At 62.1% G+C, this 24,193-nt stretch carries 24 protein-coding genes; 12 read left to right on the forward strand and 12 right to left on the reverse strand.

All coding sequences use genetic code 11. From position 1 onward, the window contains the following. Nucleotides 1–72 precede the first annotated feature (72 nt). Nucleotides 73–1,125: a fatty acid desaturase gene (locus tag IP76_RS03395; protein WP_054156756.1), complete on the forward strand. Its 1,053-nt coding sequence runs from the start codon at nucleotides 73–75 to the stop codon at nucleotides 1,123–1,125. Nucleotides 1,126–1,129: 4 nt separating this feature from the next. On the opposite strand, the gene IP76_RS03400 is transcribed toward IP76_RS03395, so the two are convergent. Next, nucleotides 1,130–1,972 carry a LysR family transcriptional regulator gene (locus IP76_RS03400; RefSeq protein ID WP_054156757.1) on the reverse strand — a complete coding sequence of 281 codons (843 nt, stop codon included), beginning with the start codon at nucleotides 1,970–1,972 and terminating at the stop codon, nucleotides 1,130–1,132. Nucleotides 1,973–2,065: 93 nt separating this feature from the next. Here IP76_RS03400 and IP76_RS03405 point away from each other — a divergent pair, with 93 nt between their 5' ends. Next, on the forward strand, nucleotides 2,066–2,443 hold the full coding sequence (locus IP76_RS03405; protein ID WP_054156758.1) for a hypothetical protein: 378 nt from the start codon (nucleotides 2,066–2,068) through the stop codon (nucleotides 2,441–2,443). A gap of 33 nt (nucleotides 2,444–2,476) precedes the next feature. Here IP76_RS03405 and IP76_RS03410 read toward each other — a convergent pair whose 3' ends face one another. Continuing rightward, the gene (locus tag IP76_RS03410; protein ID WP_054156759.1) at nucleotides 2,477–3,181 is read right to left on the reverse strand and encodes a YafY family protein; all 705 of its coding nucleotides are present in this window, start codon (nucleotides 3,179–3,181) and stop codon (nucleotides 2,477–2,479) included. Nucleotides 3,182–3,302: 121 nt separating this feature from the next. On the opposite strand from IP76_RS03410, the gene IP76_RS03415 reads away from it, so the two are divergent. Continuing rightward, nucleotides 3,303–3,938, forward strand: coding sequence for a LysE family translocator (locus tag IP76_RS03415; RefSeq protein WP_054156760.1), 636 nt, complete (start codon nucleotides 3,303–3,305; stop codon nucleotides 3,936–3,938). A gap of 15 nt (nucleotides 3,939–3,953) precedes the next feature. Here the strand turns inward: IP76_RS03415 and IP76_RS03420 are convergent, their stop codons facing one another. The 6 genes from IP76_RS03420 to IP76_RS03445 form a co-directional block, all read right to left on the reverse strand. Further along, nucleotides 3,954–4,421 (reverse strand): GNAT family N-acetyltransferase, encoded by a 468-nt coding sequence (locus tag IP76_RS03420; protein ID WP_054156761.1) that lies wholly within the window; start codon nucleotides 4,419–4,421, stop codon nucleotides 3,954–3,956. A 49-nt stretch (nucleotides 4,422–4,470) separates the two neighbouring features. Then, nucleotides 4,471–4,782 (reverse strand): BrnA antitoxin family protein, encoded by a 312-nt coding sequence (locus IP76_RS03425; protein ID WP_054156762.1) that lies wholly within the window; start codon nucleotides 4,780–4,782, stop codon nucleotides 4,471–4,473. Further along, nucleotides 4,779–5,027 (reverse strand): BrnT family toxin, encoded by a 249-nt coding sequence (locus IP76_RS03430; protein ID WP_054156763.1) that lies wholly within the window; start codon nucleotides 5,025–5,027, stop codon nucleotides 4,779–4,781. The genes IP76_RS03425 and IP76_RS03430 overlap by 4 nt, the downstream gene beginning before the upstream one ends. A 70-nt stretch (nucleotides 5,028–5,097) precedes the next feature. Beyond that, entirely contained in the window at nucleotides 5,098–5,418 is a 321-nt protein-coding gene (locus IP76_RS03435; RefSeq protein ID WP_054156764.1) for a YnfA family protein, read from the reverse strand. A gap of 59 nt (nucleotides 5,419–5,477) precedes the next feature. Next, entirely contained in the window at nucleotides 5,478–6,284 is an 807-nt protein-coding gene (locus tag IP76_RS03440) for an EAL domain-containing protein (protein ID WP_054156765.1), read from the reverse strand. A gap of 275 nt (nucleotides 6,285–6,559) precedes the next feature. Continuing rightward, nucleotides 6,560–8,119, reverse strand: coding sequence for a helicase HerA-like C-terminal domain-containing protein (locus IP76_RS03445; protein WP_054156824.1), 1,560 nt, complete (start codon nucleotides 8,117–8,119; stop codon nucleotides 6,560–6,562). A 305-nt stretch (nucleotides 8,120–8,424) separates the two neighbouring features. Here IP76_RS03445 and IP76_RS03450 point away from each other — a divergent pair, with 305 nt between their 5' ends. Then, nucleotides 8,425–8,817, forward strand: a complete 393-nt coding sequence (locus IP76_RS03450; RefSeq protein ID WP_054156766.1) for a hypothetical protein — start codon at nucleotides 8,425–8,427, stop codon at nucleotides 8,815–8,817. A 227-nt stretch (nucleotides 8,818–9,044) separates the two neighbouring features. Beyond that, nucleotides 9,045–10,820: a hypothetical protein gene (locus tag IP76_RS23050; RefSeq protein WP_156318457.1), complete on the forward strand. Its 1,776-nt coding sequence runs from the start codon at nucleotides 9,045–9,047 to the stop codon at nucleotides 10,818–10,820. Between the two features lie 9 nt (nucleotides 10,821–10,829). On the opposite strand, the gene IP76_RS03460 is transcribed toward IP76_RS23050, so the two are convergent. After that, the gene (locus IP76_RS03460) at nucleotides 10,830–11,846 is read right to left on the reverse strand and encodes a LacI family DNA-binding transcriptional regulator (RefSeq protein WP_054156768.1); all 1,017 of its coding nucleotides are present in this window, start codon (nucleotides 11,844–11,846) and stop codon (nucleotides 10,830–10,832) included. A gap of 99 nt (nucleotides 11,847–11,945) precedes the next feature. On the opposite strand from IP76_RS03460, the gene IP76_RS03465 reads away from it, so the two are divergent. The 3 genes from IP76_RS03465 (at nucleotide 11,946) to IP76_RS03475 (ending at nucleotide 15,885) form a co-directional block, all read left to right on the forward strand. Further along, the gene (locus tag IP76_RS03465; RefSeq protein ID WP_054156769.1) at nucleotides 11,946–13,139 is read left to right on the forward strand and encodes a phytanoyl-CoA dioxygenase family protein; all 1,194 of its coding nucleotides are present in this window, start codon (nucleotides 11,946–11,948) and stop codon (nucleotides 13,137–13,139) included. A 23-nt stretch (nucleotides 13,140–13,162) separates the two neighbouring features. After that, on the forward strand, nucleotides 13,163–13,990 hold the full coding sequence (locus IP76_RS03470; RefSeq protein WP_054156770.1) for an SDR family oxidoreductase: 828 nt from the start codon (nucleotides 13,163–13,165) through the stop codon (nucleotides 13,988–13,990). A gap of 209 nt (nucleotides 13,991–14,199) precedes the next feature. Continuing rightward, the gene (locus IP76_RS03475; protein ID WP_054156825.1) at nucleotides 14,200–15,885 is read left to right on the forward strand and encodes a PAS domain-containing methyl-accepting chemotaxis protein; all 1,686 of its coding nucleotides are present in this window, start codon (nucleotides 14,200–14,202) and stop codon (nucleotides 15,883–15,885) included. 94 nt (nucleotides 15,886–15,979) lie between these two features. Here IP76_RS03475 and IP76_RS03480 read toward each other — a convergent pair whose 3' ends face one another. Then, nucleotides 15,980–17,536 (reverse strand): sensor histidine kinase, encoded by a 1,557-nt coding sequence (locus tag IP76_RS03480; RefSeq protein WP_054156771.1) that lies wholly within the window; start codon nucleotides 17,534–17,536, stop codon nucleotides 15,980–15,982. Between the two features lie 213 nt (nucleotides 17,537–17,749). Here IP76_RS03480 and IP76_RS03485 point away from each other — a divergent pair, with 213 nt between their 5' ends. Continuing rightward, complete coding sequence (locus IP76_RS03485; RefSeq protein ID WP_054156772.1) at nucleotides 17,750–18,004, forward strand: hypothetical protein; 255 nt, start codon at nucleotides 17,750–17,752, stop codon at nucleotides 18,002–18,004. A gap of 373 nt (nucleotides 18,005–18,377) precedes the next feature. After that, nucleotides 18,378–18,815, forward strand: coding sequence for a YqaA family protein (locus tag IP76_RS03490; protein ID WP_054156773.1), 438 nt, complete (start codon nucleotides 18,378–18,380; stop codon nucleotides 18,813–18,815). Between the two features lie 61 nt (nucleotides 18,816–18,876). On the opposite strand, the gene IP76_RS03495 is transcribed toward IP76_RS03490, so the two are convergent. Continuing rightward, on the reverse strand, nucleotides 18,877–19,125 hold the full coding sequence (locus IP76_RS03495) for a DUF982 domain-containing protein (protein WP_054156774.1): 249 nt from the start codon (nucleotides 19,123–19,125) through the stop codon (nucleotides 18,877–18,879). Nucleotides 19,126–19,276: 151 nt separating this feature from the next. Next, nucleotides 19,277–20,704: a PLP-dependent aminotransferase family protein gene (locus IP76_RS03500; RefSeq protein WP_054156775.1), complete on the reverse strand. Its 1,428-nt coding sequence runs from the start codon at nucleotides 20,702–20,704 to the stop codon at nucleotides 19,277–19,279. A gap of 188 nt (nucleotides 20,705–20,892) precedes the next feature. Between IP76_RS03500 and IP76_RS03505 the strand changes: the two genes are divergently transcribed. Together IP76_RS03505 and IP76_RS03510 are read left to right on the forward strand one after the other, a co-directional pair. Then, nucleotides 20,893–21,756: a DMT family transporter gene (locus IP76_RS03505; RefSeq protein ID WP_054156826.1), complete on the forward strand. Its 864-nt coding sequence runs from the start codon at nucleotides 20,893–20,895 to the stop codon at nucleotides 21,754–21,756. 237 nt (nucleotides 21,757–21,993) lie between these two features. Then, nucleotides 21,994–24,153, forward strand: coding sequence for an autotransporter domain-containing protein (locus IP76_RS03510; protein WP_054156776.1), 2,160 nt, complete (start codon nucleotides 21,994–21,996; stop codon nucleotides 24,151–24,153). Nucleotides 24,154–24,193: the final 40 nt, after the last annotated feature.

The following is a 24,193-nucleotide window of genomic DNA, read 5'->3' on the forward strand; positions in this document are numbered from 1 at the left end:
CGCCCTCGCATCCAATTCCGCCGGCGCATGTGTGGTGCCGCTCATCCCCTCCCAAACCAGTGGAGCTGCCCGATGAGCGCCGCCCTCGACTACCGCCCCGATGCACCGCTTGAAGACGAAACGCCGGATGCCAAGGCCTGGCTGAAGATCGTCAACGCCTATCGCAAGCCTGATCTCAAGCGCTCGAGCTTCGAACTTGCGGTCACGATCGTGCCCTTCATCCTGCTTTGGGCCGGCGCCTGGGCAAGCTGGCACTTCGCCTTCTGGCCGGGTCTGGCGCTGACAATTCCGGCGGCAGCCTTCCTGCTGCGCCTGTTCATCATCCAGCATGATTGCGGCCATGGCGCCTTCTTCGCTCGCCGCTCGGTGGATGACTGGACGGGCCGCGTGCTCGGCGTTCTCACCTTCACCCCGTATGATTACTGGCGCCGGGCGCATGCCGAACATCACGCCACTGCCGGCAATCTCGAAGAGCGCGGCGTCGGTGACATCACCACGCTGACGGTCGCCGAATATCAGGCCCTTTCGCGTCTCGGCCGCATCGGCTATCGCCTCTATCGCAATCCGGTCGTGCTCTTTGTTATTGGCCCTGCCTGGGTGTTCCTGCTGAAGCAGCGCCTGCCGATCGGCATGATGAAGGACGGCGCTCTCCCCTGGGTCTCGACCATGGCGACCAATCTCGGCATGCTGGTTTTTGCCGCCGTGATGATCTGGGCCGTCGGCCTTGGCGGCTTCCTCGCCGTCCATCTGCCCATCGTGCTCCTCGCCGGTGCCGCCGGTATCTGGCTCTTCTATGTCCAGCACCAGTTTGAGGATACGCATTGGTCGGCGCCGCCGGAATGGCAGTTCCAGCATGCAGCGCTCCACGGCGCCTCCCACTACGATCTGCCCTGGGGCCTGCGCTGGCTGACCGGCCATATCGGCGTCCACCATGTGCATCACCTGTCGAGCAAGATCCCCTTCTACCGTCTGCCGGAAGTCCTGCGCGATCACCCGGAGCTGAAGACCATCAGCCGCATCACGCTAAAGGAAAGCTTCGCCTGCGTGAAGCTGGTTCTCTGGGATGAGGCTCGCGGCCGCCTCGTATCCTTCCGCGAGGCCCGGCGCATGGCGGTGGTTGCCTGAGCCTTCAGCTTTGACCAAGCGACGAAAGATGTGCGGCCATGCTGAGGGCCGCGTCAGACGGCCCGGATTTTCCGGGCCGTTTTTCCATCACCGCATAGCGGATCTCGCCAAGATCCGGCAATCCGCCGTCGATGAGGGGGCGCAGCCCCATGCCGACCTCTGTCCGGCAGGCAATGCCAAGACCGGCTGCAACGGAAGCCTTTACCCCATCAAGGCTCGGCGTCACCAGCGACAGCCGCCATGGCCGTCCCGCCGCATCAAGCGCACGGGTGGCCGCGGCAAGAAACGGGCAGGGCGGCGTGATGCTGACCAGCGGCACCACCTCATCGTCAAGCAGGTGTCTTTCCCCGAACCAGGCCATCGGCAAGATCGTGCCCCCGCTGCCGACGCTTCCCAATTCACTGACGCAGACCGCCGTATCGATCCGGTCCTCGCTCATCGCCTGCAGCAATTCGCTGGTGCTGCCGATGACGATGGAAAACTGGGCAGCGCTGTCTGCTTTTCGGAGATCTTCCAGCACCGGCCTCAAGACTAGCGCGACAAAATCCTGCACAACGCCAAGCCGCAGCGGTGGGCGTGAGACCGCCGCCAGTTCCGCCCTCGCCGCATCGATCCGCGCCAGGATCGCCCGGCTATGTGCAAGCAGCCAACTCCCCGTGCCGTTGAGCTTAAGCGCCCTGCCATCCCTGTCGAACAGCGGCTGCCCAATAATGTCTTCCAGCCGCTGCATCTGCAGGCTGAGCGCCGATTCGCTGCGGTTCACCCGTGCAGCCGCCGCCGCCAGCGATCCGCAATCGGCAACGGCCACGAAGCTGCGCAGCAGGGGGGACGGCAAATCGACAATCATGAGCTTTCCTCAAGTCAGACCTCGTATAAGCGCGATATCGCTTCAGTTTAACGCGATTATCCTGCCTCCGTCACGTCCCGATGGAGAAAAACAATGCCCTTTGCCCGCCTGACCTACCGCCCGCACCGCCCCGACCGCGAAGACCATCTCGCCCAGGCCCTGACCGAGCTCATCGCCCGAGACCTAACCAAGCGCCACGACCTCACTTCGGTTCTGATCGAGGCCACGCCATCAAGCCGCTGGTCAATCGGCGGCGAGCAGCCGGATGCGGCCGCTCATCTCGAGGTTTTCGTCACAGCAGGGACAAACTCCCTTGAGGAAAAGAGGGTGTTTCTGCAAAACGCCATGACGCTCCTGCGCGCCGAATGGCCGGAGCTCCATGCCGCAACCTATGTCGTGGTGCATGAGCTTCCCTCGACCGATTGGGGTTATGACGGCTTGAGCCAGGCAGACCGCGCCGCCACCCGATAACGGGAATCTCGGGCCAGACTGCTGAAGCTTCGTTCAGGCACTTCCCGCGCTCTGCCCGGACCTATCCCACCCCGCCACCCAGAGCTTGCGTAACCGGTCGCCCTCCCGACGAAAATGTTTGCCCGTTGCCCGGCAGGCGCTCACGCGGTCGGCCCGGAAATTGCGGATGCCGTCGCGCAATTCGCACCAGCCGACGATCACGGCGGTCTCGGCATAATAGATCACCGCAATCGGCCGGATCTGCCGCGTCGTCGCCTCGCCCTTCTCGCTCACATAGTCGATCTCGAGCTTCTCCTCGTCGCGGATGGCGCGGCGGATCATCGAAAAGTCGATGGCCTCTGGCGGTTCCGCCACGCGGCCCCAGGCATAGAGCGCGCGCGAGACGATCGCCTCCTTGAGCGGGGCGGGCAGGGCGGCTGCGATCTTGTCGAGCACGCGGGCAGATGCCTCGCGCAGCTCGCGGTCTGCCGTGCGCTTGGTCAGCGCCATGCCCAGCACGATGGCCTCCGTCTCCTCCGGCGTAAACATCAGCGGCGGCAGGTGAAAGCCGGGGCGCAGAATATAGCCGATGCCGCGCTCGCCCTCGATCGGCACGCGCATGCCCTGAAGGGCGGCGATATCGCGGTAGATCGACCGCTCGCTCACTTCCAACTTTTTCGAGATCTCAAGCGCCGTTATCGGGTGGGCAGCCAGCCGCAAAATTTGGATGATCTCGAACAGCCGGGACGCCTTGCGCATGGATGATCCCCATCGCTCCTGACACAACTCTGTCAGGAGCCCTTGTGTAAAGCATCCGCAACTCATTGAAAACAGCTGATTGCCCGCTGCAGATTTCAGCATCTGAGGAGAACATACTGACATGAGCTATGCCGAAAACCTCTGGCTTTTTACGCTTCTGCTCGCTGGCATCATCGTTGTGCCCGGCATGGACATGATCTTCGTGGTCGCCAATGGGCTGACCGGCGGCCGCCGCGCCGGCATGGCCGCCACCTCCGGCATCATGCTCGGCGGCGCCTTCCACACGCTCTTCGGCACCGTCGCCGTCACGGCCTTGTCGACCCTCGTTCCGCAGCTTGCCGCCCCCATGCTGGTCATCGGTGCTGGCTACATGCTCTGGATCGGCTATACGCTGGCCAAAAGCGCCATCGTCATCGACGGCATCGAGGCCTCCAAGCTGCACCGCACGACCCGCATCTTCACCCAAGGCCTCATCACCTGCCTCCTCAACCCGAAAGCTTGGGCTTTCATCCTCGCCGTCTACCCGCAATTCATGCGCCCCGAATACGGCCCCTTCTGGCGCCAGGCGCTGTTGATGGGCGCACTCACTTTGCTGCTGCAAGCCCTGATCTATGGCGGACTGGCCTTTGCCGCCGCCAAGGGCAGGGATGCCCTGGTCTCCAAGCCTCAGATCACAATCTGGATCGGCCGCGCCGCCGGTTGGCTGCTGATGGCGGTGGCAGCCCTGATGCTGGTGGAGGGGTGGAGCAGTTGGTGATGTCTTGCGGGTGGATCAGCCCCGCAACTGCTTTTCCATGAAGAGGCTGAGCGGGTCGGGTTTGTAGTTGCCGAAAGCCGGGATCTCGGCATAGCCCGCCTTGCGATAGAGGCCGATGGCCTCCGGCTGGCGGATCCCGGTTTCCAGCCGGAGGATCAAGAGGCCTCGCCGCACCGCTTCGTCTTCGAGTGTCTGGAGCAATTGTCCGCCCAGCTTAATCCCACGAGCGGCCTCATCCACGAACATCCGCTTAATCTCGCCGCTGCCGTCGGCATGCCCGACAAGGGCAGCACAGCCAAGGATTGCCTCGCCAGAGCGCGCGACGAAGAAGGAGGCATCAGCCTCTTCCAACTCGTCGAGCGAAACCATGTGGTTGCTTTCGCTTGGATAGAGCGAGGCCGCATAAGCATTTGACCGCTCAAGCAGCCGGATGACGCCCGTCTGGCGCGGCGGCTCGCGGGCAATCACAAGCTCGTCCTGCATAGATCCCCCTTGTCGAAAGAGGGGGTGGATGCCGGACGCGCAACGGCCCTCACAAGCCCACCGCCTTGCGCAGCGCCTCGTTCATCCGCGATTGCCAGCCTTCGCCACTCGCCTTGAACCGGGCAATGACCTCGGCATCGAGCCTTATGCTGATCGCCTGTTTCGGGGTCTCAGATTTCGGCCGCCCGGCCAGCTTGCGGTCGATGGCGGTGGCAAGATCGGGAAACACCTCACGGAAGGGGCGCAAGTCCGCGATCTCCTCTTCGGTGAGTTCAGGGTTGTCGGACACCTCGTCCCAATCGGCACGCGTATAGCCTCGCCCTTCACGGAAACCATCGGATACTGGCTTGGTCTTCTTCATCGCAATTCCCTCCTTTCGGCAGGATTGGCCGGTCGCATGGATATCACCGAAAGACCCTCAAGGCCGAGCCTCACGAAAATGACGACAATAGTGCCGTCAGCAAGCTGTCCGATCGCCTGCAATCGATGGCCTTTGGCGGGGCGAATGAGGGCGCGCTCAAAGAATTCCAGCGACAGCGCGGCAAAATCAAGCCCGTGTTTATCGATATTGGCCAGCCGCTTCGGCTCATCCCAGACGATGATCATAGTTTATGTGTATACGGAAATTCCGCAAGCCGGCATCCTGCCTTTTGAGGGGCGGGCTATCGCCGGTCGCTCAGCCGCGCTGCGGCAGAAGAATGATCGCCGCACCCGCAAGGCAGACGAGAGCGCCGGCAAGGTCGAAGCGGTCGGGCCTTTGCCCTTCGACGAGCCACAGCCAGATCAGTGATGCGGCAATGTAGACGCCGCCATAGGCCGCAAAGGCGCGACCCGCCGCATCCGCCGGCACCAATGTCAAAAGCCAGGCGAACAGCCCGAGCGCGGCAAGACCGGGCAGGGCCCAGACGACGGAGCGATCCAGCTTTAGCCATGCCCAGAAGGCAAAGCATCCGGAAATCTCGGCAAGAGCTGCGGCCATATAGATAAGGACTGTCATGCATGCGCCATAACATGGCCGGCCCCGCGTCGCCAAATGGGGAGGGGACGGGGAGGCGTTTAGCCGGCCTGTCCCTGCAGATTCAGCACATGGCAGACCCGGGGCACCAGATCTGCCTCTTTCGGCCGACAGACGAAGAAGCCCTGGACGCTGTCGAAGCCGAGCCGAACGGCGGCTTCCATATGCGCTTCGCTTTCCACGCCCGAGGCGGTCACGGTGAGGCCGAGATCGTGGCCGAGCGAAATCACGCTGCGCACGATGGCCCGGTCGATCTTGCTCCGCAGTGCGTTGCGGATCAGCTGCCGGTCGATCTTCAACCGGCTGAAGGGGTGATGGCAGAGTGCCTTCAAGGCGGCGTGGTCGGCGCCGAAATTGTCCAGTGCCAGCGAAAAGCCGGCATAGTGCAGCCCTTCCAGCGCCAAGGCCACCTGGCCCCGTTCCGGCCCGTGCAGGGCGTTTTCGGCAACCTCGATCTCCAGCATCTGCGGCTTCAGACCAAAATCGGCCACCATGGCGGCGAGGTTGAAGGCAAAATCTGTCGAACAAAGATCGTAAGCGGTGGTGTTGACGCTGATGCGCGGCACCACATGGCCGTCTGCATGCCAGCGCGCCACTTGCCGCAGCGTCGTGGCCAGCACGAAATCGCGGATCGACAGCGCCATGCGGCGATCGCCGAAGATAGCGGAAAAATCCTGCGCAGCTGTCAGATGGCCGGGCCGCATGCGCCAGCGCAGCAAGGTCTCGACGGTTGCGACCTCCCGCTGGTTGACCGAGTAGATCGGCTGATAGATCAGCTCGAAACGGCCGCGGTCCAACGCGCGCCGCGCATTGTTGACCAGTACGAGACTGTCGAGGTCACTGTTCAAGCTTCACCTTCTGACGCAACGCGACGCAACATGCGTGCAAAACTTCTATCACGCAGCGGCAACCTAACACGAGAGCCCTTGTCCAGAGATGAACAAAATCTGCGTGATTGGATGAGGTTTTACCCATAAGTTTTTGCTGATAGAGCCTGCCCTGCCGGTGATCTGGCGAGGCAATGTGTCCGCCGGTTGCTCTCTCTGGTGAAAGTCGCGGTTTTGATGTGCGATGCCGACGGTTCTGCCGCCACCGCATGCGCGATTCGCTGAGCCAGTCGCCTCTAGCGTCTGAGGCTGCCCAGAATGCCCCGCACCAGCGCACGACCGACGGAGGTCGCAACAGAACGGGCGGCACTCTTCATCGCCGCTTCGATCACCGTCTCGCGCTGATAGCCGCTGCTGCGCTTCGTCGTGCCGCCGGTCGAGGCCTCCTTCGGCTCGTCGCCAAAGCCCGGCAGCGTCCAGCGGCCGGCGGCGCTGTCGTCCTCGGCCGGCTTTTCCGCTTCCGCCTGCCGGGCCGCTTCCGCTTCGGCCGCCTTCTTGGCACGCGCCGACAGGATCTCGTAGGCCGATTCCGAATCGAGATCGATGTCGTATTGCCCGGCGACCGGCGAGAGGTTCATCACCGTCTGCCGCTCGGCATCGGTGATCGGCCCGACCTTGGCCGATGGTGGCCGGATCAGGGTGCGTTCGACCATGGAGGGAATGCCCTTGGCCTCGAGCGTCGAAATCAGCGCTTCGCCGATCCCGAGCTGCGTAATGGCATCGGCGCAGTCGAAGGCCGGGTTGGGCCGGAAAGTATCGGCCGCCGTCTTCACCGCCTTCTGCTCGCGCGGCGTATAGGCGCGCAGCGCGTGCTGCACCCGGTTGCCCAGCTGGGCGAGCACGGTTTCCGGCACGTCGAGCGGGTTCTGCGTGACGAAATAGACGCCGACGCCCTTGGAGCGGATCAGGCGCACCACCTGTTCCACCCGCTCGGTCAGCACTTTCGGTGCGTCGTTGAACAGCAGATGCGCCTCGTCGAAGAAGAAGACCAGCTTCGGCTTGTCGAGATCGCCGACCTCCGGCAGTTCCTCGAAGAGTTCGGACAAAAGCCACAGCAGGAAGGTCGCGTAGAGGCGTGGGTTCATCATCAGCTTGTCGGCGGCCAGGATCGAGATCGCGCCGCGCCCGTCATGCGTGGTGCGCATGATGTCGGTGACTTTCAGGGCCGGCTCGCCGAAGAAATTCTCCGCGCCCTGCTGTTCCAGCACCAGAAGCCCGCGCTGCAGCGTGGCAATCGAGGCCTTGGAGATGAGGCCGAACTGGCTCGAAAGCTCTGTCGCATGCTCGGCCATATAGGTGAGCAGCGCCTGCAGATCCTTGAGATCCATCAGCGGCAAACCGCCCTCATCGGCAATCTTGAAGGCGATGTTGAGCGCGCCTTCCTGCGCTTCCGAGGCGTTCATCAGCCGCGACAAGAGAAGCGGCCCCATCTCGGCGACCGTGGTGCGCACCCGGTGGCCTTTCTCGCCGTAAAGATCCCAGAAGATCACGGGAAATTCGGAGGGCGCATAATCGGTAAAGCCGATCTGGCTCACCCGCTGGGTAATCCAGTCCTTCGGCTCGCCCATGGCCGCAATGCCGGACAAGTCGCCCTTGATGTCGGCGGCGAACACCGGCACGCCGGCCTCCGAAAAGCTTTCGGCGAGAACCTGCAGCGTCACCGTCTTGCCGGTGCCGGTGGCCCCGGTCACAAGGCCGTGGCGGTTGCCGTATTTCAGCGCCAGATACTCGCCCTTGTTCAGGCTGTCGTCCGGATTGCGGCTGGTGCCGAGATAGAGCGAACCTTCTTGCAGCATGCGCATGCGTCTCCCAGAGGCTCCGTGAGCGTTCCCCAACGAAGCGGTGTCATCAACACTTCAGCTTGCTCTTATACGGATAGTATGGAACATCGACAACGGTCGCACATGCCGTTGCGTGACGTTCGGCCGGATTCCCCGGTTCTCCGGAAGGCCTGAGCGGATGTCGCTCAAGTCTCAATTTTGATCGCCGGATTTGGGCGCGAAATTCGGGGGAGGGCGAGGCGCTCCACTTGAGTTCCGCGACGACTTCCATTACGTTGACGTTAACGTCAAAAAATCACGACCAGGAGGAATTTGAACAGATGAGCGAACTCGTTACCCGTATCGCCGACAAGGTCGGCATCGCCCCTGATGTAGCCGAAAAGGCACTCGGCATGATGCTCGGTTTCCTGCAGCGCGAAGCAGCCGACGGCCCGGTCGCCAAGATGATCGAATCGATCCCCGGTGCGGCCGCCCTCGTGGCTGCCCATAATGGCGAAGGTTCCGGCGGCGGCGGCCTGCTCGGCGGCCTGATGAGCGCCATCGGTGGCGGCGGCATCATGGGTCTCGGCCAGCAGCTGATGTCCCAGGGCCTCGGCATGGGCGAGATCTCCACCCTCGCCAAGGAAACCATCGCAGTCGCCCGCGAATACGCCGGCGCCGACGTGGTGGACGAGGTTGTCGCCTCCGTTCCGGGCCTCAGCCAGTTCGTCTGATCCATCTGACTGATCAGATTTCAAAAGCCGTCGGGGCAACCCGGCGGCTTTTTTCATGTTTGGGAATTGCCGCAGCGCTGGCGACGGCTCCTCTCCCCTTGGGGAGAGGGTGGCCGAGCAAAGCGGAGGCCGGGTGAGGGGGAGCCATAGTCGCCCCGCCGCCCTACGGTTGCAGGCGGCGAAACCCGCAGCTAGTGTCCCGATCACCTTGAACCGCTGGGGTTACCATGCTGATCCGAACCTATGCCGATATCGAGAAGCTGCGAGGCGATGACGCGCTCAGTGAGACCGAGAGGTTGCTAATAGATAACTGCAGAATCGGCAAAGTAACTATTCTAGGTGATGGCACCCTACCGAGCGGCCCAAGTTTAAAGCGAACCATCCGAGCGCCACTTTTGCGCTATCTCATATTTGGTGGTTGCGACAGGTTTCAGTTACATGAATGGGGCATTGTCTTGCATGGCGCTTACATTGCAGACGAACTAGATTTGCGCTTCGGGCAGCGATTGTCTGCTCTGAATTTATACTGCTGCGCTTTCAACTCCCCTATCGCGGCACGACAGGCGTCTTTTGAGTTCTTGCAACTAGATGGGTGCAATCTTTCGGCACTTGATGCCCACGGGGCCACCATCAAGGGTGGTGTATCTCTTGAGCGATTGGTTAGTAGTGGTGAAATCTCATTTGCCGGTGCCTCAATCGGTGGACAGTTTTCCCTTAGGTCCGCCGAATTGACTACCAAAGATCGGCAATCTTTCACAGCCCAGGATGCATCCATCCGCAGCGGTGTATTCCTGGATGGGCTAATTAGTAGGGGGGAAGTCTCGTTCTCCGGCGCGAATATTGGAGGACAATTCTCGTTCAAAATGGCTAAATTGTACGAACCTGCGAATGGCGATGCGCTTGATATTGAGGGCGCCACAATCAAGGGTGACGTATTTGGCGACGGTGCGAAGTGCTTTGGTAGATTGTCAATGGCCAGCGTTAATGTGACGGGAAGTATTTCGTTAAGGCGAGGTGTTCTTTCTGCGTTGGAGAAAACTGCGCTCAATCTACAGGCTGCAACGGTCAGAGGCGGAGTGTATCTGGACGCCGTCAATAGCATTGGTGAAATTTCATTTCGTGGTGCAAAACTTGGCTTTATTTCATTTGAAGGAGCTGAGCTCGATGGAGGCCGTGGTCGCGCGCTGAACTGCCAACGAGCAAGTGTTACTGATGGATTCTTCTGGCGCAAAGTGGGTTCTGTTGTCGGCGCAATCGATCTCAACGCGGCTGAGTTCGGCGGCTTGGTTGACGATCCGGGCAGTTGGAATCTCTCCAAGGATGTCCGGCTGGTTGGTTTAACCTATGAAAAACTCGCCGGTTCCCTCGATCTCACCTTCCGCAAACGCTGGCTCAAGAAGAGTGCCAACGTCAGCGGCCAATTCCATCCCCAACCCTACCAGCAACTGGCCAAGTTCTACCGCGAAACCGGCCATCGCTACGAGGCCCGGGAAATCCTGATCGAGAAGGAGAGGGAACAGCGCAAGGCGGCAAAGACAGGCATTCTCGTACGGCTCTGGGATGCGGCTGCCGAAGCTGTCGCCGGCTACGGCTACAAGCCCTGGCTTTCCCTCTGGTGGCTCGCCGGCTTGGTCGCCGTTATGATGGGGATGGCTCAAGCCACCTGGAACGCCGGCGACTTCGCCCCTAATTCCGCCGTCGTCCTCACATCTGAGGACTGGAAAACCATAGCCGACGGCCCCTCGAAAAACCCCGCCGCCGGCTGGACGGACGCCCATGCCCCCGGCAAGGACTACGAAACCTTCTACTCTTTCGCCTATGCCCTCGACGTCGTTGTCCCCGTCCTCGATCTTGGCCAGACCGATGCCTGGGCGCCGTCTCCGGCACGCGGCGACTGGGGCTGGCGCCTCTTCTACGCCCAAAAGATCTTCATCGTCCTCGGCTGGGTCGTCACCGCCATCGCCGCTGCCGCCATCTCCGGCATGATCCGCCGCGACGACTGAATGCCCCCCTCACACCCCCTCATGCGGCGTGGCAATCGCCACCCTTGAGGCTGCGATCCTGAAGTCTCTCGGCAGCATGCGGTGATGCACCATCATCATCTGGCAGGCGCTGCGGGCGTCCTGGCGCAGGTCGTGGTGGATGACGAAGGTGAGCTTTCCCTCGAAAAGCAGGGCGCGGTTGTCGCTGTCGAGGTCGTGGGCGGCAAGCACGTCGATGCGGCGCTTCTCCTCGGCAAAGGCTTTCAGGATCGCCCGGTTGCCGCCGCCGATCGAATAGACGGCGCGAATGTCGGGATGCGCGGCGAGGGCTGCCCGCACCAGAGCCCCCGTCGTCCGGTCAACGCCAAAACCTTCCGAGATTGTCACCGCCGCCAGATGTGGAGCGTCCTTCGACAGGGCGGCGCGAAAGCCGCGTTCGCGCTCTTCCTCGCCGGAAAACCGAGCGCTCGACAGCGTCAGCAAAACCGTGCCGGCCGAAGGTCCTGCCATGCGCGCCAGAAGATAGGCGGCAGTCGCTCCGGCGATCCGGTTGTCCATGCCGACATAGCCGGTGCGCGCGCGGGCGGGCAGGTCGGTCACCAGCGTCACCACCGGAATGCCGGCTTCCATCAGCTGCCCGGCCATCTCCGCCATGGCCGGGGTCGAGGGCACTTTCAGAACCACGCCATGGCTGCCCCGTTTGCGAATGGTCTTGAGGATCGCCAGCAATTCGGCCTCGCTGATCGTCTCGGCGACATGATAACGCGCCGAGATCGTCGCTGGCCGAATGCCGGGAAGCTCCGCCTCGAAGGCGGCGCGCACGGCATTGGAAAAGCGCTGCGGCGTCTCCATCACCACGTCGAGCACCAGCCGCCGCCCGCCGATCCGTGCCTCGGCATATTGCCGCTCGAGTTCCGCAATCGCCGCATCGATGCGCAAGCCCGTCGCTCTTGCCACATGCCCGCGCCCATGCAGCGCCCGGTCGACGGTGGCGAGACTGAGGCCGGCTTGCAGGGCAATGTCCTTGAGCGGAAAGGGCGGGCGCATCGGCGAAACCTTGAGGTGTTTTTGAGGTGTTTGCCCACTCATGTCTCCGCTCTCTCTTGGCTATGGTCAAGCCCGGAAGAGACAAACGGGAGGACGACCATGGACACGCAAACCCTGACCAGCCGCCGCCGCCAGAAGGTCTGGCTCGACAAGGATGCCGGCAATATCGATGCCTTCAAGGCGCTCGTGGCGCAAAAGACCAATCTCGCCGAATGGCCGCTCGCCAGTGGCGTCGAGAAGAACGTGCTGATCTATGACGGCGAGGCGGTGCGCGCGGCTGCCCGCGATCCCGAACGCCGCCGCGAGCTGATGGCCGAATGGGTGGATGCCTTCGCAACCGGCCCCGGCGTCATCGTCATCAAGCGCGCCATGGCCGACCTTGCGGTGGTCGATCGCGCAACGGATGTCTTCAACGCCATCGTCAGGGCAGAGAAGGAAGCGGGCAAGGCCGCCGGCGATCACTTCGCCAAGCCGGGCGCCAATGACCGCATCTGGAACTCGCTGCAGAAACACGCGCTCGCCGACCCGGAGAATTTCGCTGGCTATTATGCCTCCGAAGCCCTCGCCATGGCATCTGAAGCCTGGCTCGGCCGGGGCTATCAGATGACGGCGCAGATGAACCGGGTAAACCCCGGCGGCACGGCGCAGGTCCCGCATCGCGATTACCACCTCGGCTTCATGTCGCCAGATCAGATGCAGGCCTATCCGGGTCATATCCATGCCATCTCGCCGGTGCTCACGCTGCAGGGGGCGGTTGCCCATTGCGACATGCCGCTGGAAAGCGGCCCGACGCTCTTTCTGCCGTTTTCGCAGAGCTTCTTCGAAGGCTATCTCGCCTTTGGCCGGCCGGAATTCCAGGCGCATTTCGCCAGCCACCATGTCCAGCTGCCGCTCGAAAAGGGCGATGCCGTCTTCTTCAATCCGGCCCTGATGCATGGCGCCGGCAACAATGTCTCCAGCGATATCTGGCGCATGGCAAACCTCTTGCAGGTCTCCTCGGCCTTCGGCCGCGCCATGGAGACGGTGGATCGCGACGCCATGTGCAAGGCCGTCTATCCGGCCCTCTTGTCGGCGCGAAACTCAGCTTCGCTCACGCCAGCCGAGATCGCCAATGCGATCGCGTCCACGGCGGAAGGTTACGCCTTTCCAACCAATCTGGATCGCGATCCCCCGGTCGGCGGCCTTGCGCCGAAGACGCAGAACACCATGATGGCCGAAGCGCTTGAGGCCGGGATGGAGCCTGAGGCCTTCGCAAGCCTCGTGGATACCCAGGCGTCAAAGCGCAAGCCATGAAAGAGGGGGGCATGACAGGGAGGATGAAGAGCGACATGGGAAGGCTGGATGGAAAAATCGCCGTCGTCACCGGCGGCACGCAAGGGCTCGGCGCCGAAGTGGCCAGGCTTTTTGCCGAACGGGGTGCCGGCGGCCTAGTGATCTGCGGGCGCGGGCGCGACAAGGGGGAGGCAAAGGCGAAGGAGATCACCGAACGTTATGGCACGCCGGTCACCTTCGTCGCCGCGGATCTCGGCCGCGTCGAAGATTGCCGCGCCGTGATTGCGACCGCCGACCAGACCTTCGGCCGCATTGACGCGTTGGTCAATGTCGCCGCGCTCACCGATCGCGGCACGATCCTCGACACGGATGAAGCGCTGTTCGACAAGATCTTTGCGGTCAACACCAAGGCACCCTTCTTCCTCATCCAGGATGCGGTGAAGCTGATGCTGCGCGATGGCGTCGAGGGCACGATCGTCAATATCTCCTCGATGTCGTCAATGGCCGGCCAGCCCTTCATCGCCGCCTACTGCGCCTCCAAGGGCGCACTCGATACGCTGACCCGCAATGTCGCCTTCGGCCTGCTGAAGAACCGTATCCGCTGCAATGCCCTCAATATCGGATGGATGTCGAGCGATGGCGAGGACCGGATTCAGCGCGAATATCACGGCGCCTCCGGGGACTGGCTTCAGCAAGCCGCCGCCCGCCAACCCTTCGGTCGCCTGGTCGATCCGGCCGAGGTTGCGCGGGCCTGCGCCTATCTCTCGTCGGCGGAAAGTGGCCTGATGACCGGCGCCACGATCAACTTCGACCAGTCGGTCTGGGGTGCCTATGAGGATAGCCCGCATCCAAGGGACAAAATGACCCTTTGAGATTTTGCGGCAAGAGGCGCATTAGTGTTTAAAAATGAACGCTTAGGTGGCTGTGACAGGCCACTCTGGGTTCGCTCTTCTGGCGCGCATTTATAGTTCAACGCAGGGCTTCGGATGAAATCTGCGTTGACGCTTAAGCGGTCAATATAAGGGAACATTAACGCAATCCATGCTTGAGTATGGTCAATTCAAAGCGAAAGACCTTGCTCATGGCCATTTCCAACTTTCTCCACGCGAACAAGCTGGCTGCTGACATGGCAGCGATCTCCAATACCCAGGCGCTGATCTGGTTCAAGCCGGATGGCACGATCCTTGATGCCAATGCAAATTTCTGCAATGCGCTGGGTTACTCGCGTGAAGAAATTGTCGGGAAACATCACCGGATCTTCTGCGAAGAGGGGTTCGTCAAATCGGAGGAGTATCCGCGCTTCTGGACTGATCTCGCTGCTGGCAAGCACAAGCAGGGCCAGTTCCGCCGCCAAAGCAAGGCCGGCGCAGATGTCTGGATCGAAGCCAGCTACAATCCGGTTTACGATGGCGACAGGGTCGTCCGCGTCCTGAAGATCGCTTCCGACATCACTGCCACAAAGACTGTTGCGCTTCATGATGCCAACCGCATCCGGGCAATCGATGAATCGCAGGCGATTATCGAATTCGAGCCGGATGGCACGATCGTCACCGCGAACGCGAATTTCTTGAAGGCAATGGGCTATACGCTCGATGAAGTGGCCGGCAAAAAACATCAGATGTTCTGCGATCCGGCTTATGTGGCCTCTTCGGCCTATCCCGAATTCTGGGAAAGCCTGCGCAGCGGCAAGCCCTCGGTCAGCAATTTCGTCCGCTATGGCAAAGGCGGTCGCGAGGTCTGGATCCAGGCGGCCTATACACCGATTGTCAACTCGCGCGGCCAGGTCTACCGCGTCATCAAGGTGGCAACCGATATCACCGGCCGTATGAAGGCGGTCACCACCATTGCCGGCGCGATCAAGCGTCTGGCCGATGGCGACTTGACGGTTCAGGTCACCGAGGCCGTCGATCCCGTGCTCGAAGCGACGCGCCAGGATTTCAACAGTGCGGCCCTTGCCCTGAACGACTCCATGCGCGAAATCATGGAAGCCGCACAGTCGCTTGCGGAAAATGCAACCGTCATCAACGAGATCTCCTCGCAGATTGCACAGTCGGGCGAGCGTCAGGCAGCGACGGTTGAAGAAACGGCAGCCGCCCTCGAACAGATCACCACGACTGTGCGGGATACGTCACAGCGTACGGCGGCCACCACGAAGATTGTCAGTGCAACCCGCAGCGATGCCGAGGCTTCGGGCGTTGTCGTCAGGCAGGCAACTGCCGCCATGGGCGAAATCGAGACGTCGTCGCGCGAAATCGAGAACATCATCGGCGTCATCGATGAAATCGCTTTCCAGACCAACCTCTTGGCGCTGAATGCCGGTGTCGAGGCGGCCCGCGCCGGGGAAGCCGGCAAGGGCTTTGCCGTCGTTGCCCAGGAAGTGCGCGAACTGGCCCAGCGCTCCGCCAATGCCGCCAAGGAAATCAAAGCGTTGATCGCCAAGGCATCGAATGCGGTCAGCCATGGCGTAGCACTCGTGGACAAGACCGGTCAGGCCTTGGAGCAGATCGTCGTCCAGGTGAAGGATATAGACGGCAACGTCGAGGCCATGTCGACCGCCGCCCGGGAACAGGCCATCGGCATCAATGAGATCAACAGCGCCATCAATTCGCTCGACAAGGTTACGCAGCAGAGTGCCGCAACCGTCGAGGAAGCCAATGCCGCCGCCAGCACGCTGGCCGAAGCCGCCCGCACACTTTACGGCTCGATCTCGCGCTTCAAGACGGTCAGCCGTCAGGTCACCGCCGGCTATCGTGACCGCGCAGCCTGAGCGCATCAGGTGATCGCCCATGGGCGAGGCCGGTGACGGGGCAGAGGCCTAAAAAATCAAACGGGACGGATGACCTCCGTCCCGTTTTGGCGTTTCAAAGCGGAAAGCGGATCGTGTAGGTCGTGCCCACCGAGGTGTCGCGGTGGATCTCGCCGCCCACCTGCCGGGCAAAGGCATCGACCATGGCCGTGCCGGAACGCCGTGTGGTCGCCTCCGCAAACCCAACACCATCGTCAGAGACCGTGAGCACGCCCGTCTCGTCTCCGTTCGGCTCTGTTTCCAGGGCCAGCGTCAGCCGGATCAGGCCTGCGTGCCTGTCGGTAAAGGCATGCTTGATCGCATTCGTGACGAGCTCAAGGGCGGCGAGTGAAAGCGGCGAGGCGCGGTCGGCAGACAGAAGAATTCCGTCGGGCAGATCGGCCTCGAAGCGGATCTCGCGATCCTCGGGGATCAGCAGCGCCGGATTGCAGGCGCGCCGCAACAGGTCGCCAAGATCGATCCGCTCATTATCATCCGACTGGTAGAGCAGGTCATGCACTTCGGCCAGAGCCTGGACGCGCATCTGCAGGTCCCGGGGGTTGAGGCTGCCCTTGCGCGCCTGAATGCTGATCAGGCTGTTGATCATCGATAGATTGTTCTTCACCCGATGGTTCATCTCGCGCATCAGCTGCTCGCGCTGCTCGGCCAGCCGCTCGGCCTCGGCCAGTTGCAGCTTGCGCCGCTCCGATATCAGCTGGGTCAGAATGCTGCGCCGGGCAAAACCGCCGATGATGAAGCTGAAGGCGCCGATCGCCACCATCAGCAGCCAGACGGGCAGGGCGCGCTTCAGCGTCTCCTGCCAGACAAGCGCCGTCGGCACGCCGAAATTGGCAACAAGCGGGAGCGAGCCCAGCCGGCTATAGGCATAGATGCGCTCGATCTTGTCGGTCACGGCCACCGTGGTGAACAGGCCCTGATCGGACATGGCAAGGCTTCGGCGCGAGGGCGATGTTTCCGGGATCCAGGAGGGGTCCTCGATTTCGCGCCGGATCAGCAGCTTGCCGTCATCGCGCATCAGAGAAGCGGCTTCGTTCTTGCGAACGGCGGTATCCCGCAGGAAGCTGCGGCTCTCATCGGCCGGCATGGACGAGACGATCACGCCGCGAAATCCGGGTGTCACGAAAGGCGTGGCGACGATCAGTGCATCCTCGCCATTCGGCTGCAGCCGGATGCGATCGATGTACAGCGGATTGCCATCTCGCACCGCGTCGAGATAATCGCGCTGCGGCACCCGCTGGTTGATCGGATAGGTGACACTCGATGCGATCATTTCGCCGTCGACGGTCATGATGGCGACGCCATAGGCCTTCTGCTGGCGGTCGTCGATGCTGGCGAGAAACCGATGAAAACTCTCGGAACGGAGGAACTCGACCGGCTCTCCGGCGGCGCGGCTGGTGGCGGCACGATGCTTGAGTTGCTCGGTCTCGACGATGCGCTGCAGATATTGCCGCACCAGAGCGACATTGTCGCGTGCGTGCTCGCCAGCCGCCTGGTTCTGATCGCTGTAGGAGATCGCCCCCCAGATCAGACAGCCGAATATGGGCAGTGCGATGCTGGCAATCTGCAGCTTTCGGAACCAGCCCAGAACGATGTTTGGCCCCCAGCCCGTCAACGAACCCGCTCCCCTCGATTAGCCCCCGCCGGCCGGGATTCTCCGCCCATAGAGCATGTTCGTTTTGCCTTGGCAATTGTTCAAGCCTGACCAATGCAGACCGATCTTGACCTTTCCAACCGGAGTGGCACGCCCAGATTTCCCCGGCACAATTGTCCGTTTCGCGCGTTCTGGAGGTCTGGAACCCACAATCCCTCTCCCAAGGAGACCAATATGCCCATTCCCTTTGATCTGACAGCCATGTCCGACGCGGAACTCGAGCGGCTCATCGATGAAGCAGGCCAGGAGCGCGCCACCCGCAATCCGCAGGACGAGTCCAGAACCGCAAGCGGCGGCATCAAGGGCCAGGACGTGCATGATCCGGACCACGGCGTGATCACCACCCCGACGCCGCATCATGTCCGCGATCAGGGCCCAAAGGGTCTTGAAATCGGCGCCCGTGTCGAAGGCACCACCATCAAGCCATAACGGCGAGGCAACCCCTCCGACGTGCGGCGAGGGCAAGCTAAAACTGGGCGGTGCCCCAGGCGTGACGGGGTGTGCCCCGGGTGTGCCCCGGGTGTGCCCCGGGTGTGCCCCGGGTGTGCCTTGAATTGGTCCCGGCCTGGTCCTCCTGTCTTGCGTCGGGGTATCGCTCGCGCTTGGCCTGGCTTGCAGCGCCTGGCCAAGACTTCAAGGGTCTGAGCGAGGCTCGCCTTGGCTTGGCTCAGCCTCGCCTGACCGTCACGGGTCTAGGCGCGCCTTGGCTTGGCCCCGCTCAGCTCGCATCCGCTTGGCCTGGCTCAAGCTGCCTCCGGTCCCGATTGCCACCCCCGGCGCTTCACGCTAGACCTCGGCGGTGTTGACCGATCTTGCCACCTATTCGGGCCTGTTTGCCGCTGCCTTTTTCGCAGCGACGCTTCTGCCCGCCCAGTCAGAGGCTGTGCTGGTGGGCCTCATCCTCGCCGAGCGCCAGCCGCTCCTCGCGCTTCTGGCCGTAGCCACATTCGGCAATGTTCTGGGCTCCGTCGCCAACTGGCTGATCGGCCGCTTCATCGAACATTTTCGCCACCGCCGCTGGTTTCCGGTCTCGGAAAACAGCCTTCTCCGCGCCGAAGCCTGGTATCGCCGCTATGGCCTCTGGTCGCTGCTGCTGGCATGGATGCCCGTCATCGGCGATCCCATCACCATGATCGCAGGCGTGCTGCGCACGCCCTTTCCTGTTTTCCTCGCGCTGGTCACCATCGCCAAGCTCGGCCGCTACCTGGTCCTGGCCGCCATCACCCTGGGGCTGATGTGACAGGAACAGCTGCGATAGGAGCAGGCGGAACGGGTGCCGCAGGGATTGGGGCGAACACCCCTCAAGCCGTATAGTTGACCCCGGCCTCGATCGCCGCATCGATCAGCGCCTTGCGCGCATCCTCGTCCTTCGCCTTGCCGTTGGAGACCGCAGCGCAGACGGCAAGCGCCTTGTCGAGCACGGGGCCTTCTTCCAGCGGCCAGTCCTCGATCAGTGCCCAGGAGGCACCGAGCGTCGTGTCGACCACGACATCCTCGCCGTCTTCGCCAATGGCATGAAGGGTCACCGGGCTTTTCCAGAGTGTGCGCATCGATCTGTCTTTCTTCAAAGCGCCGCAGGGGTTCGCGTCGCTCTTGTCGGTTTGGCCTCTCTATAAGGCCAAAAGCCCTTGGCCCGCCAGCCTCGATCGCCGTTCCAGAACACGGCGCGCGCGGATGGCTTTCTCCCGTCTCCGTTAGCCGTCAGCTTTGCGGGTGCAAAACCGCAGCCAGCACCGCAAACACCCGGTCGTCCAGCGTCTGGGAGACATTGAAGCGCATGAAGCTGGTGGCCGATTGCGACAGGCTGAAGGCATTGCCAGGCGCGAGAACCACCTTCTGCTCGAGGGCGGCCAGCGCAACGCTTGCCGCATCCGCGCCATCCGGCAGCTGGCACCACAGGAACATGCCAGCCTGCGGCTCGATCCACGGCCGGATGCCGAGCGATTGCAGCCGCGTCGAGGCCTGGCGCATGGCCAGCGCCAGCCGGGCGCGCAAGCCCTCCATGTGTTTGCGATAGCTGCCGTCGCTCAGCACCTGCAAGGTGAGTTCCGAGGTCAGCCGTCCGCCACCGAAGGAGGTGGCGATCTTGAGATCCACCAAGCCCTCGATCCATTCCGGGCGCGCCGCGACAAAGCCGCACCGGGCCGAGGCCGACAGCGTCTTCGAAAAGCTGCCGATGTGGATGACCCGGTCCAGCCCGTCAAAGGCGGCAAGCCTTGGCGCCGGCGCATGTTCGAAATCCGCAAAGATGTCGTCTTCGATGATGGTCAGGTCGAACTGTTCGGCCATCTTCAGAACCCGATGCGCAGTGACCGGCGAGAGGAGGGCGCCCGTCGGGTTGTGAATGCCGGAATTGGTGATGTACAGGCGCGGCCGATATTCGGCAACGACCGCGGCAAAGGCATCGATGTCAGGGCCGCAGGGCGTATAGGGCACGCTGACGATCTTCGCCCGATGCGCCCGCAACAGGGCGTGAAAGTTGAAATAGCAGGGGTCGTCGACCAGTACGGTATCGCCAGGCTCCAGCAAAAAGCGGCAGATCAGGTCGATCGCCTGCGTGCCCGATTCCGTCAGCATGATCTGGTCCGGCGCGACTTCGATGCCGTGATCCGCCATACGCCGGGAGATCAGCTGGCGAAGGGCCGGAAGGCCGAGCGGCGAGCCGTAATCGGCAAGCACGGCGCCATCGCCACGCGACACCGTGCGCAAGGCCCGGCGCAGGCTCTCTTCCGGTAGCCAGGAGGGCGGAAGCCAGCCGCAGCCGGGCTTCGGATTGTCCTCGATCGCCTCCAGCGATTGCCTGGAAATCCACAAGGGATCGATGGCGCGATCAAGTTTCGGCCCGGCTTCGGCAAGTGTAAACGGCGCTGCCTGATGCGCGACGTAAAAGCCGGATCCCGGCCGTGACAGGATGGCACCTTCCGCCACCAGCCGCTCATAGGCCTCGACCACCGTCGACACCGACACTTTCAGCGTCGAGGCCAGATTGCGCACCGAAGGCAGCTTTGCCCCCGGCGTCAGCGCCCGGCCAGCGATCCGCTGCCGGATCGTGTCCATCACCAGGGAAACCCGCGTTTTCGACCTGTCGCGGCCGGAAGCCCGCGCCTGCGCCGCCTCTGTCTCGCTCATCTGTATTGCCTCAGTATCGATAACAGTTTTGCCAAACTGTATCAGACTGTCACTGGCTGTGCCAGCGCTCCCAGCCGATAGAGGACCAAGGCAAGGCCGATCACAAGGGTCGGATGCGCCAGACGAAATTGGAAAGGGCATTGAAAATGACTATGGCAGATGTGGGGGCGCAGCCCGTGAACAAGAGGATGAACCGGACAACGGCCGGCTGGATCAATGGCCTGGTCGGCGTGCTGATTTTCAGCGGCTCGCTGCCGGCCACCCGCGTTGCGGTGATGCAGTTCGATCCGGTCTTCCTCACCGTCGCACGCGCCACCATCGCCGGCATCCTCGCACTTGTCCTTTTGCTGGCGCTCAAGCAGAAGCGGCCGACGGGCCCGCAACTTGTCTCGCTCGCCATCGTCGCGGCCGGCGTCGTCATCGGCTTTCCGCTGCTCACCGCGCTTGCGCTCCAGCACGTCACCTCGGCTCATTCGATTGTCTTTGTCGGCCTCCTGCCGCTGATGACGGCCATTTTTGGCGTGATCCGGGGCGGCGAAAGACCAAAACCCGCCTTCTGGCTGTTTTCTGTGGCCGGTAGCGCGCTTGTCGTCGGCTATGCCCTGATTCAAGGCCTGACCGCATCGCCGAAGGGCGACCTCCTGATGCTCGCCGCGATCATCGCCTGTGGCCTCGGTTATGCCGAAGGCGGCAAGCTGTCGCGCACGCTTGGCGGATGGCAGGTGATTTGCTGGGCGCTGGTGCTCGCTTTGCCGCTCATGCTGCTGATCAGCCTCCTCACCATGCCGGAAAGCTTTGCCGGCATCGAAGCACCGGCCTTCCTCGGGCTCGCCTATGTCTCGCTGTTCAGCATGCTGATCGGCTTCGTTTTCTGGTATCGCGGCCTTTCGCAAGGCGGCATCGCCGCCGTCGGCCAGCTGCAACTCCTCCAGCCCTTCTTCGGCCTCGCCCTTGCCGCCAGCCTGCTGAACGAAACCGTCACCTGGGGCATGCTGACCGTGACGCTGGCGGTGATCCTGTGCGTGGCCGGCGCAAAGCGCTTTGCCCGGTAAGGGCTGTCTTCTGATGGACACTGCAGACCCGCTTCCATCCTCCGGGGGATGAGAGGCGGGTTTCAACCAGAAGAGGAAAAGGACCAGTTTTGGACGTTCTCGATATCGGTCATCATCGCTAAACTCAAACCAGAGTTGAATCACATCGTGCGCCTGCGACGCGCCATGCCCCCGATGTGATGGCGCGATCTGCGGAGACGGCAGGTCGAAGATGCGGATATTGAAGGCATGTTTCAAATGAACAGCAAGACCCGGAACGGTTTGATTTCCCTTTTTCCTTTGGTGTTGGTTGCCGGCTTGGGCACGGCTCATGCCGACAATCTGTCGTCAAAATCGCTTCTCGACATGAATGCGAGCGGTTCGGTCTATCTGGAATCCGTGACGACCTATGATCCCGATACAGGCGACGCAATGAGGTCGTATCGCCTGGTTTCCAACCTCGGCGCCAAGACGATCACGCTGGCGCCGCCTGCTGGTGCAAGCGATCTGGAAGCCTACGGTCTAAGCCGCGACGGCACCTATGTCATCGGCAGTTACTTTGATGAGCGCGCCGGAAAATACGTCGATTTCATCTGGAAGAACGGTCAGTACCAGATTGTCGATTCTGATACGGATGGCCTCTCCGGCATCAACGGGGTCGGGAATGATGGTAGCGCCTTCGGCTTCACGCAGCGCGGCGGTATATTGCAGTCCTTCATCTGGAAAAATGGTGTCTTCACCTTCACGCCGACGGACCCCGGCGTTTATCTGGGCACAAACCTGATTGACCGCACGCCGGATGGACGTTTCGCTGTCGGCTCGCTGGAGCGCCTGGCTGATAACCAGTCGCATGCGATGATCTGGGATACGAAGCTCAATGCGGTCACCGATATTGATACCCTCTATCAATACTCCTATTCTTCGCTCGTCAGCACGGATGGTTCGGTTGTAGCCGGCGTGGGCAGCCAACTGAATGGGCCCTATCAGGTCTTCCGCTGGACAAAAGACGGCGGCATGGCGGATATCGGCGCCCTCGAGGTCGGCCAAAGCATGGTCCTGAGCGATATGTCAGCCAATGGCGCCGTCTTGGTCGGAGGCGGTTACATGTCCGATCCGAATGGTGGTGTGGCCCCGATCTACGCATATCGCTATGCCGTGGACGCGACAGGTCAGGGGACACTGACAAACCTCGGCGTGCTTTATGCACCTGAGCCGGGCGGGTCTGCTGAATCCGAAGCTAAAGCGGTTAGCGCAGACGGGGCTTATGTCGTCGGTTATTCCTCCACGGATGGCTATGTTCAGCAGGGATTCCGCTGGTCCGAGGAAACCGGCATGCAGTCCATCGAAGAATGGCTCGCCGAGGCCGGCGTTACCCCCGATTTTGTTAGCTACAATGCCGAGTTCATTTCCGACAACGGCAATGTCGTCATGGGCGCCACCCAGGACGATGACATCTATATCGCCCGCGTTGGCGACATCAGCGGCGTGATCACCGAATCCGAATTCTATCCGACGGTCGTTCAGGCTGCATCAAGCACCGTGCAAAACAGCGTCTCCAGCGCCAATACCGTGATGTTCGGCGCGCAGGGCAATCCCATGCGCAACCGGCTGGGCGCGGGGGAACGCGCTGTCTGGGGCACGGTTGATGGCGGCTACGACAACACGGATATCTCCAAGGGCGGGCTTGCGCTCGGCGAATTCGGCCTGGGCTACGGTATCACCGATGCTGTGACGGCCCGCATTTCGGTCGGCGGCACCTATTCCGATCAGGATCTGGATGCCGGCGGCTGGGTGAAGCAGAGCGGCTTCTTCCTCTCGCCGGAGGTCACCGCCGATCTCGGCTCGAACCTCTATCTCACCCTGGGCGGCTATGTCGGCCGCACCAATATCGACACGTCGCGCGGCTACATGAACGGAACCATAAGGGACAGTTCCGATGGCAGCACCGATGCCGATACATGGGCCGCAAAGATCCGGCTCGACTGGCTGAATGCGGCGAATGTGGCCAATACCGATATCACCCCTTACATCGGCCTCTCCTATGCCCGCACCACGGTGGATGCCTATACGGAAGAGGGCGGCTCCTTCCCGGTCAGCTATGACGAGGCCAGCGATCACTCCACAATCGCCCGCCTCGGCGCAGATTTCGTCCACCCGATGAGCGAGACGGTCCGCCTTCTGGCCAAGACGGAAGTGAGCTACCAGTTCGAGGATCAGGCAACGGCCACCACGGGCACGCTGACCGGCATCAGCGATTTCAGCATTGACGGTGCGGAGTTGAAGCAGCTCTGGCTGCGCGGCGGCGTGGGCGCCGAAGTCGATCTCGGCAGCGGCACCGCCTCCTTCATGGTCAACGCGACCACTGAAGGGCAGGACCCGTCGGTGTGGCTGCGCTCGAACTACACCGTGAAGTTCTAAACGGATCGGAAAAGATCAAGCTGAGACCCGCTTGGGCCTT

The sequence above is a fragment of the Rhizobium sp. AAP43 genome, assembly GCF_001296045.1.
Taxonomy (GTDB): domain Bacteria; phylum Pseudomonadota; class Alphaproteobacteria; order Rhizobiales; family Rhizobiaceae; genus Allorhizobium.

Coding starts and splice junctions, on each gene's coding strand:
- IP76_RS03395 (WP_054156756.1), top strand. CDS start 73: ATGAGCGCCGCCCTCGACTACCGCCCCGATGCACCGCTTGAAGACGAA.
- IP76_RS03400 (WP_054156757.1), bottom strand. CDS start 1,972: ATGATTGTCGATTTGCCGTCCCCCCTGCTGCGCAGCTTCGTGGCCGTT.
- IP76_RS03405 (WP_054156758.1), top strand. CDS start 2,066: ATGCCCTTTGCCCGCCTGACCTACCGCCCGCACCGCCCCGACCGCGAA.
- IP76_RS03410 (WP_054156759.1), bottom strand. CDS start 3,181: ATGCGCAAGGCGTCCCGGCTGTTCGAGATCATCCAAATTTTGCGGCTG.
- IP76_RS03415 (WP_054156760.1), top strand. CDS start 3,303: ATGAGCTATGCCGAAAACCTCTGGCTTTTTACGCTTCTGCTCGCTGGC.
- IP76_RS03420 (WP_054156761.1), bottom strand. CDS start 4,421: ATGCAGGACGAGCTTGTGATTGCCCGCGAGCCGCCGCGCCAGACGGGC.
- IP76_RS03425 (WP_054156762.1), bottom strand. CDS start 4,782: ATGAAGAAGACCAAGCCAGTATCCGATGGTTTCCGTGAAGGGCGAGGC.
- IP76_RS03430 (WP_054156763.1), bottom strand. CDS start 5,027: ATGATCATCGTCTGGGATGAGCCGAAGCGGCTGGCCAATATCGATAAA.
- IP76_RS03435 (WP_054156764.1), bottom strand. CDS start 5,418: ATGACAGTCCTTATCTATATGGCCGCAGCTCTTGCCGAGATTTCCGGA.
- IP76_RS03445 (WP_054156824.1), bottom strand. CDS start 8,119: ATGCTGCAAGAAGGTTCGCTCTATCTCGGCACCAGCCGCAATCCGGAC.
- IP76_RS03450 (WP_054156766.1), top strand. CDS start 8,425: ATGAGCGAACTCGTTACCCGTATCGCCGACAAGGTCGGCATCGCCCCT.
- IP76_RS23050 (WP_156318457.1), top strand. CDS start 9,045: ATGCTGATCCGAACCTATGCCGATATCGAGAAGCTGCGAGGCGATGAC.
- IP76_RS03460 (WP_054156768.1), bottom strand. CDS start 11,846: ATGCGCCCGCCCTTTCCGCTCAAGGACATTGCCCTGCAAGCCGGCCTC.
- IP76_RS03465 (WP_054156769.1), top strand. CDS start 11,946: ATGGACACGCAAACCCTGACCAGCCGCCGCCGCCAGAAGGTCTGGCTC.
- IP76_RS03470 (WP_054156770.1), top strand. CDS start 13,163: ATGAAGAGCGACATGGGAAGGCTGGATGGAAAAATCGCCGTCGTCACC.
- IP76_RS03475 (WP_054156825.1), top strand. CDS start 14,200: ATGGCCATTTCCAACTTTCTCCACGCGAACAAGCTGGCTGCTGACATG.
- IP76_RS03485 (WP_054156772.1), top strand. CDS start 17,750: ATGCCCATTCCCTTTGATCTGACAGCCATGTCCGACGCGGAACTCGAG.
- IP76_RS03495 (WP_054156774.1), bottom strand. CDS start 19,125: ATGCGCACACTCTGGAAAAGCCCGGTGACCCTTCATGCCATTGGCGAA.
- IP76_RS03500 (WP_054156775.1), bottom strand. CDS start 20,704: ATGAGCGAGACAGAGGCGGCGCAGGCGCGGGCTTCCGGCCGCGACAGG.
- IP76_RS03505 (WP_054156826.1), top strand. CDS start 20,893: ATGAACCGGACAACGGCCGGCTGGATCAATGGCCTGGTCGGCGTGCTG.
- IP76_RS03510 (WP_054156776.1), top strand. CDS start 21,994: ATGAACAGCAAGACCCGGAACGGTTTGATTTCCCTTTTTCCTTTGGTG.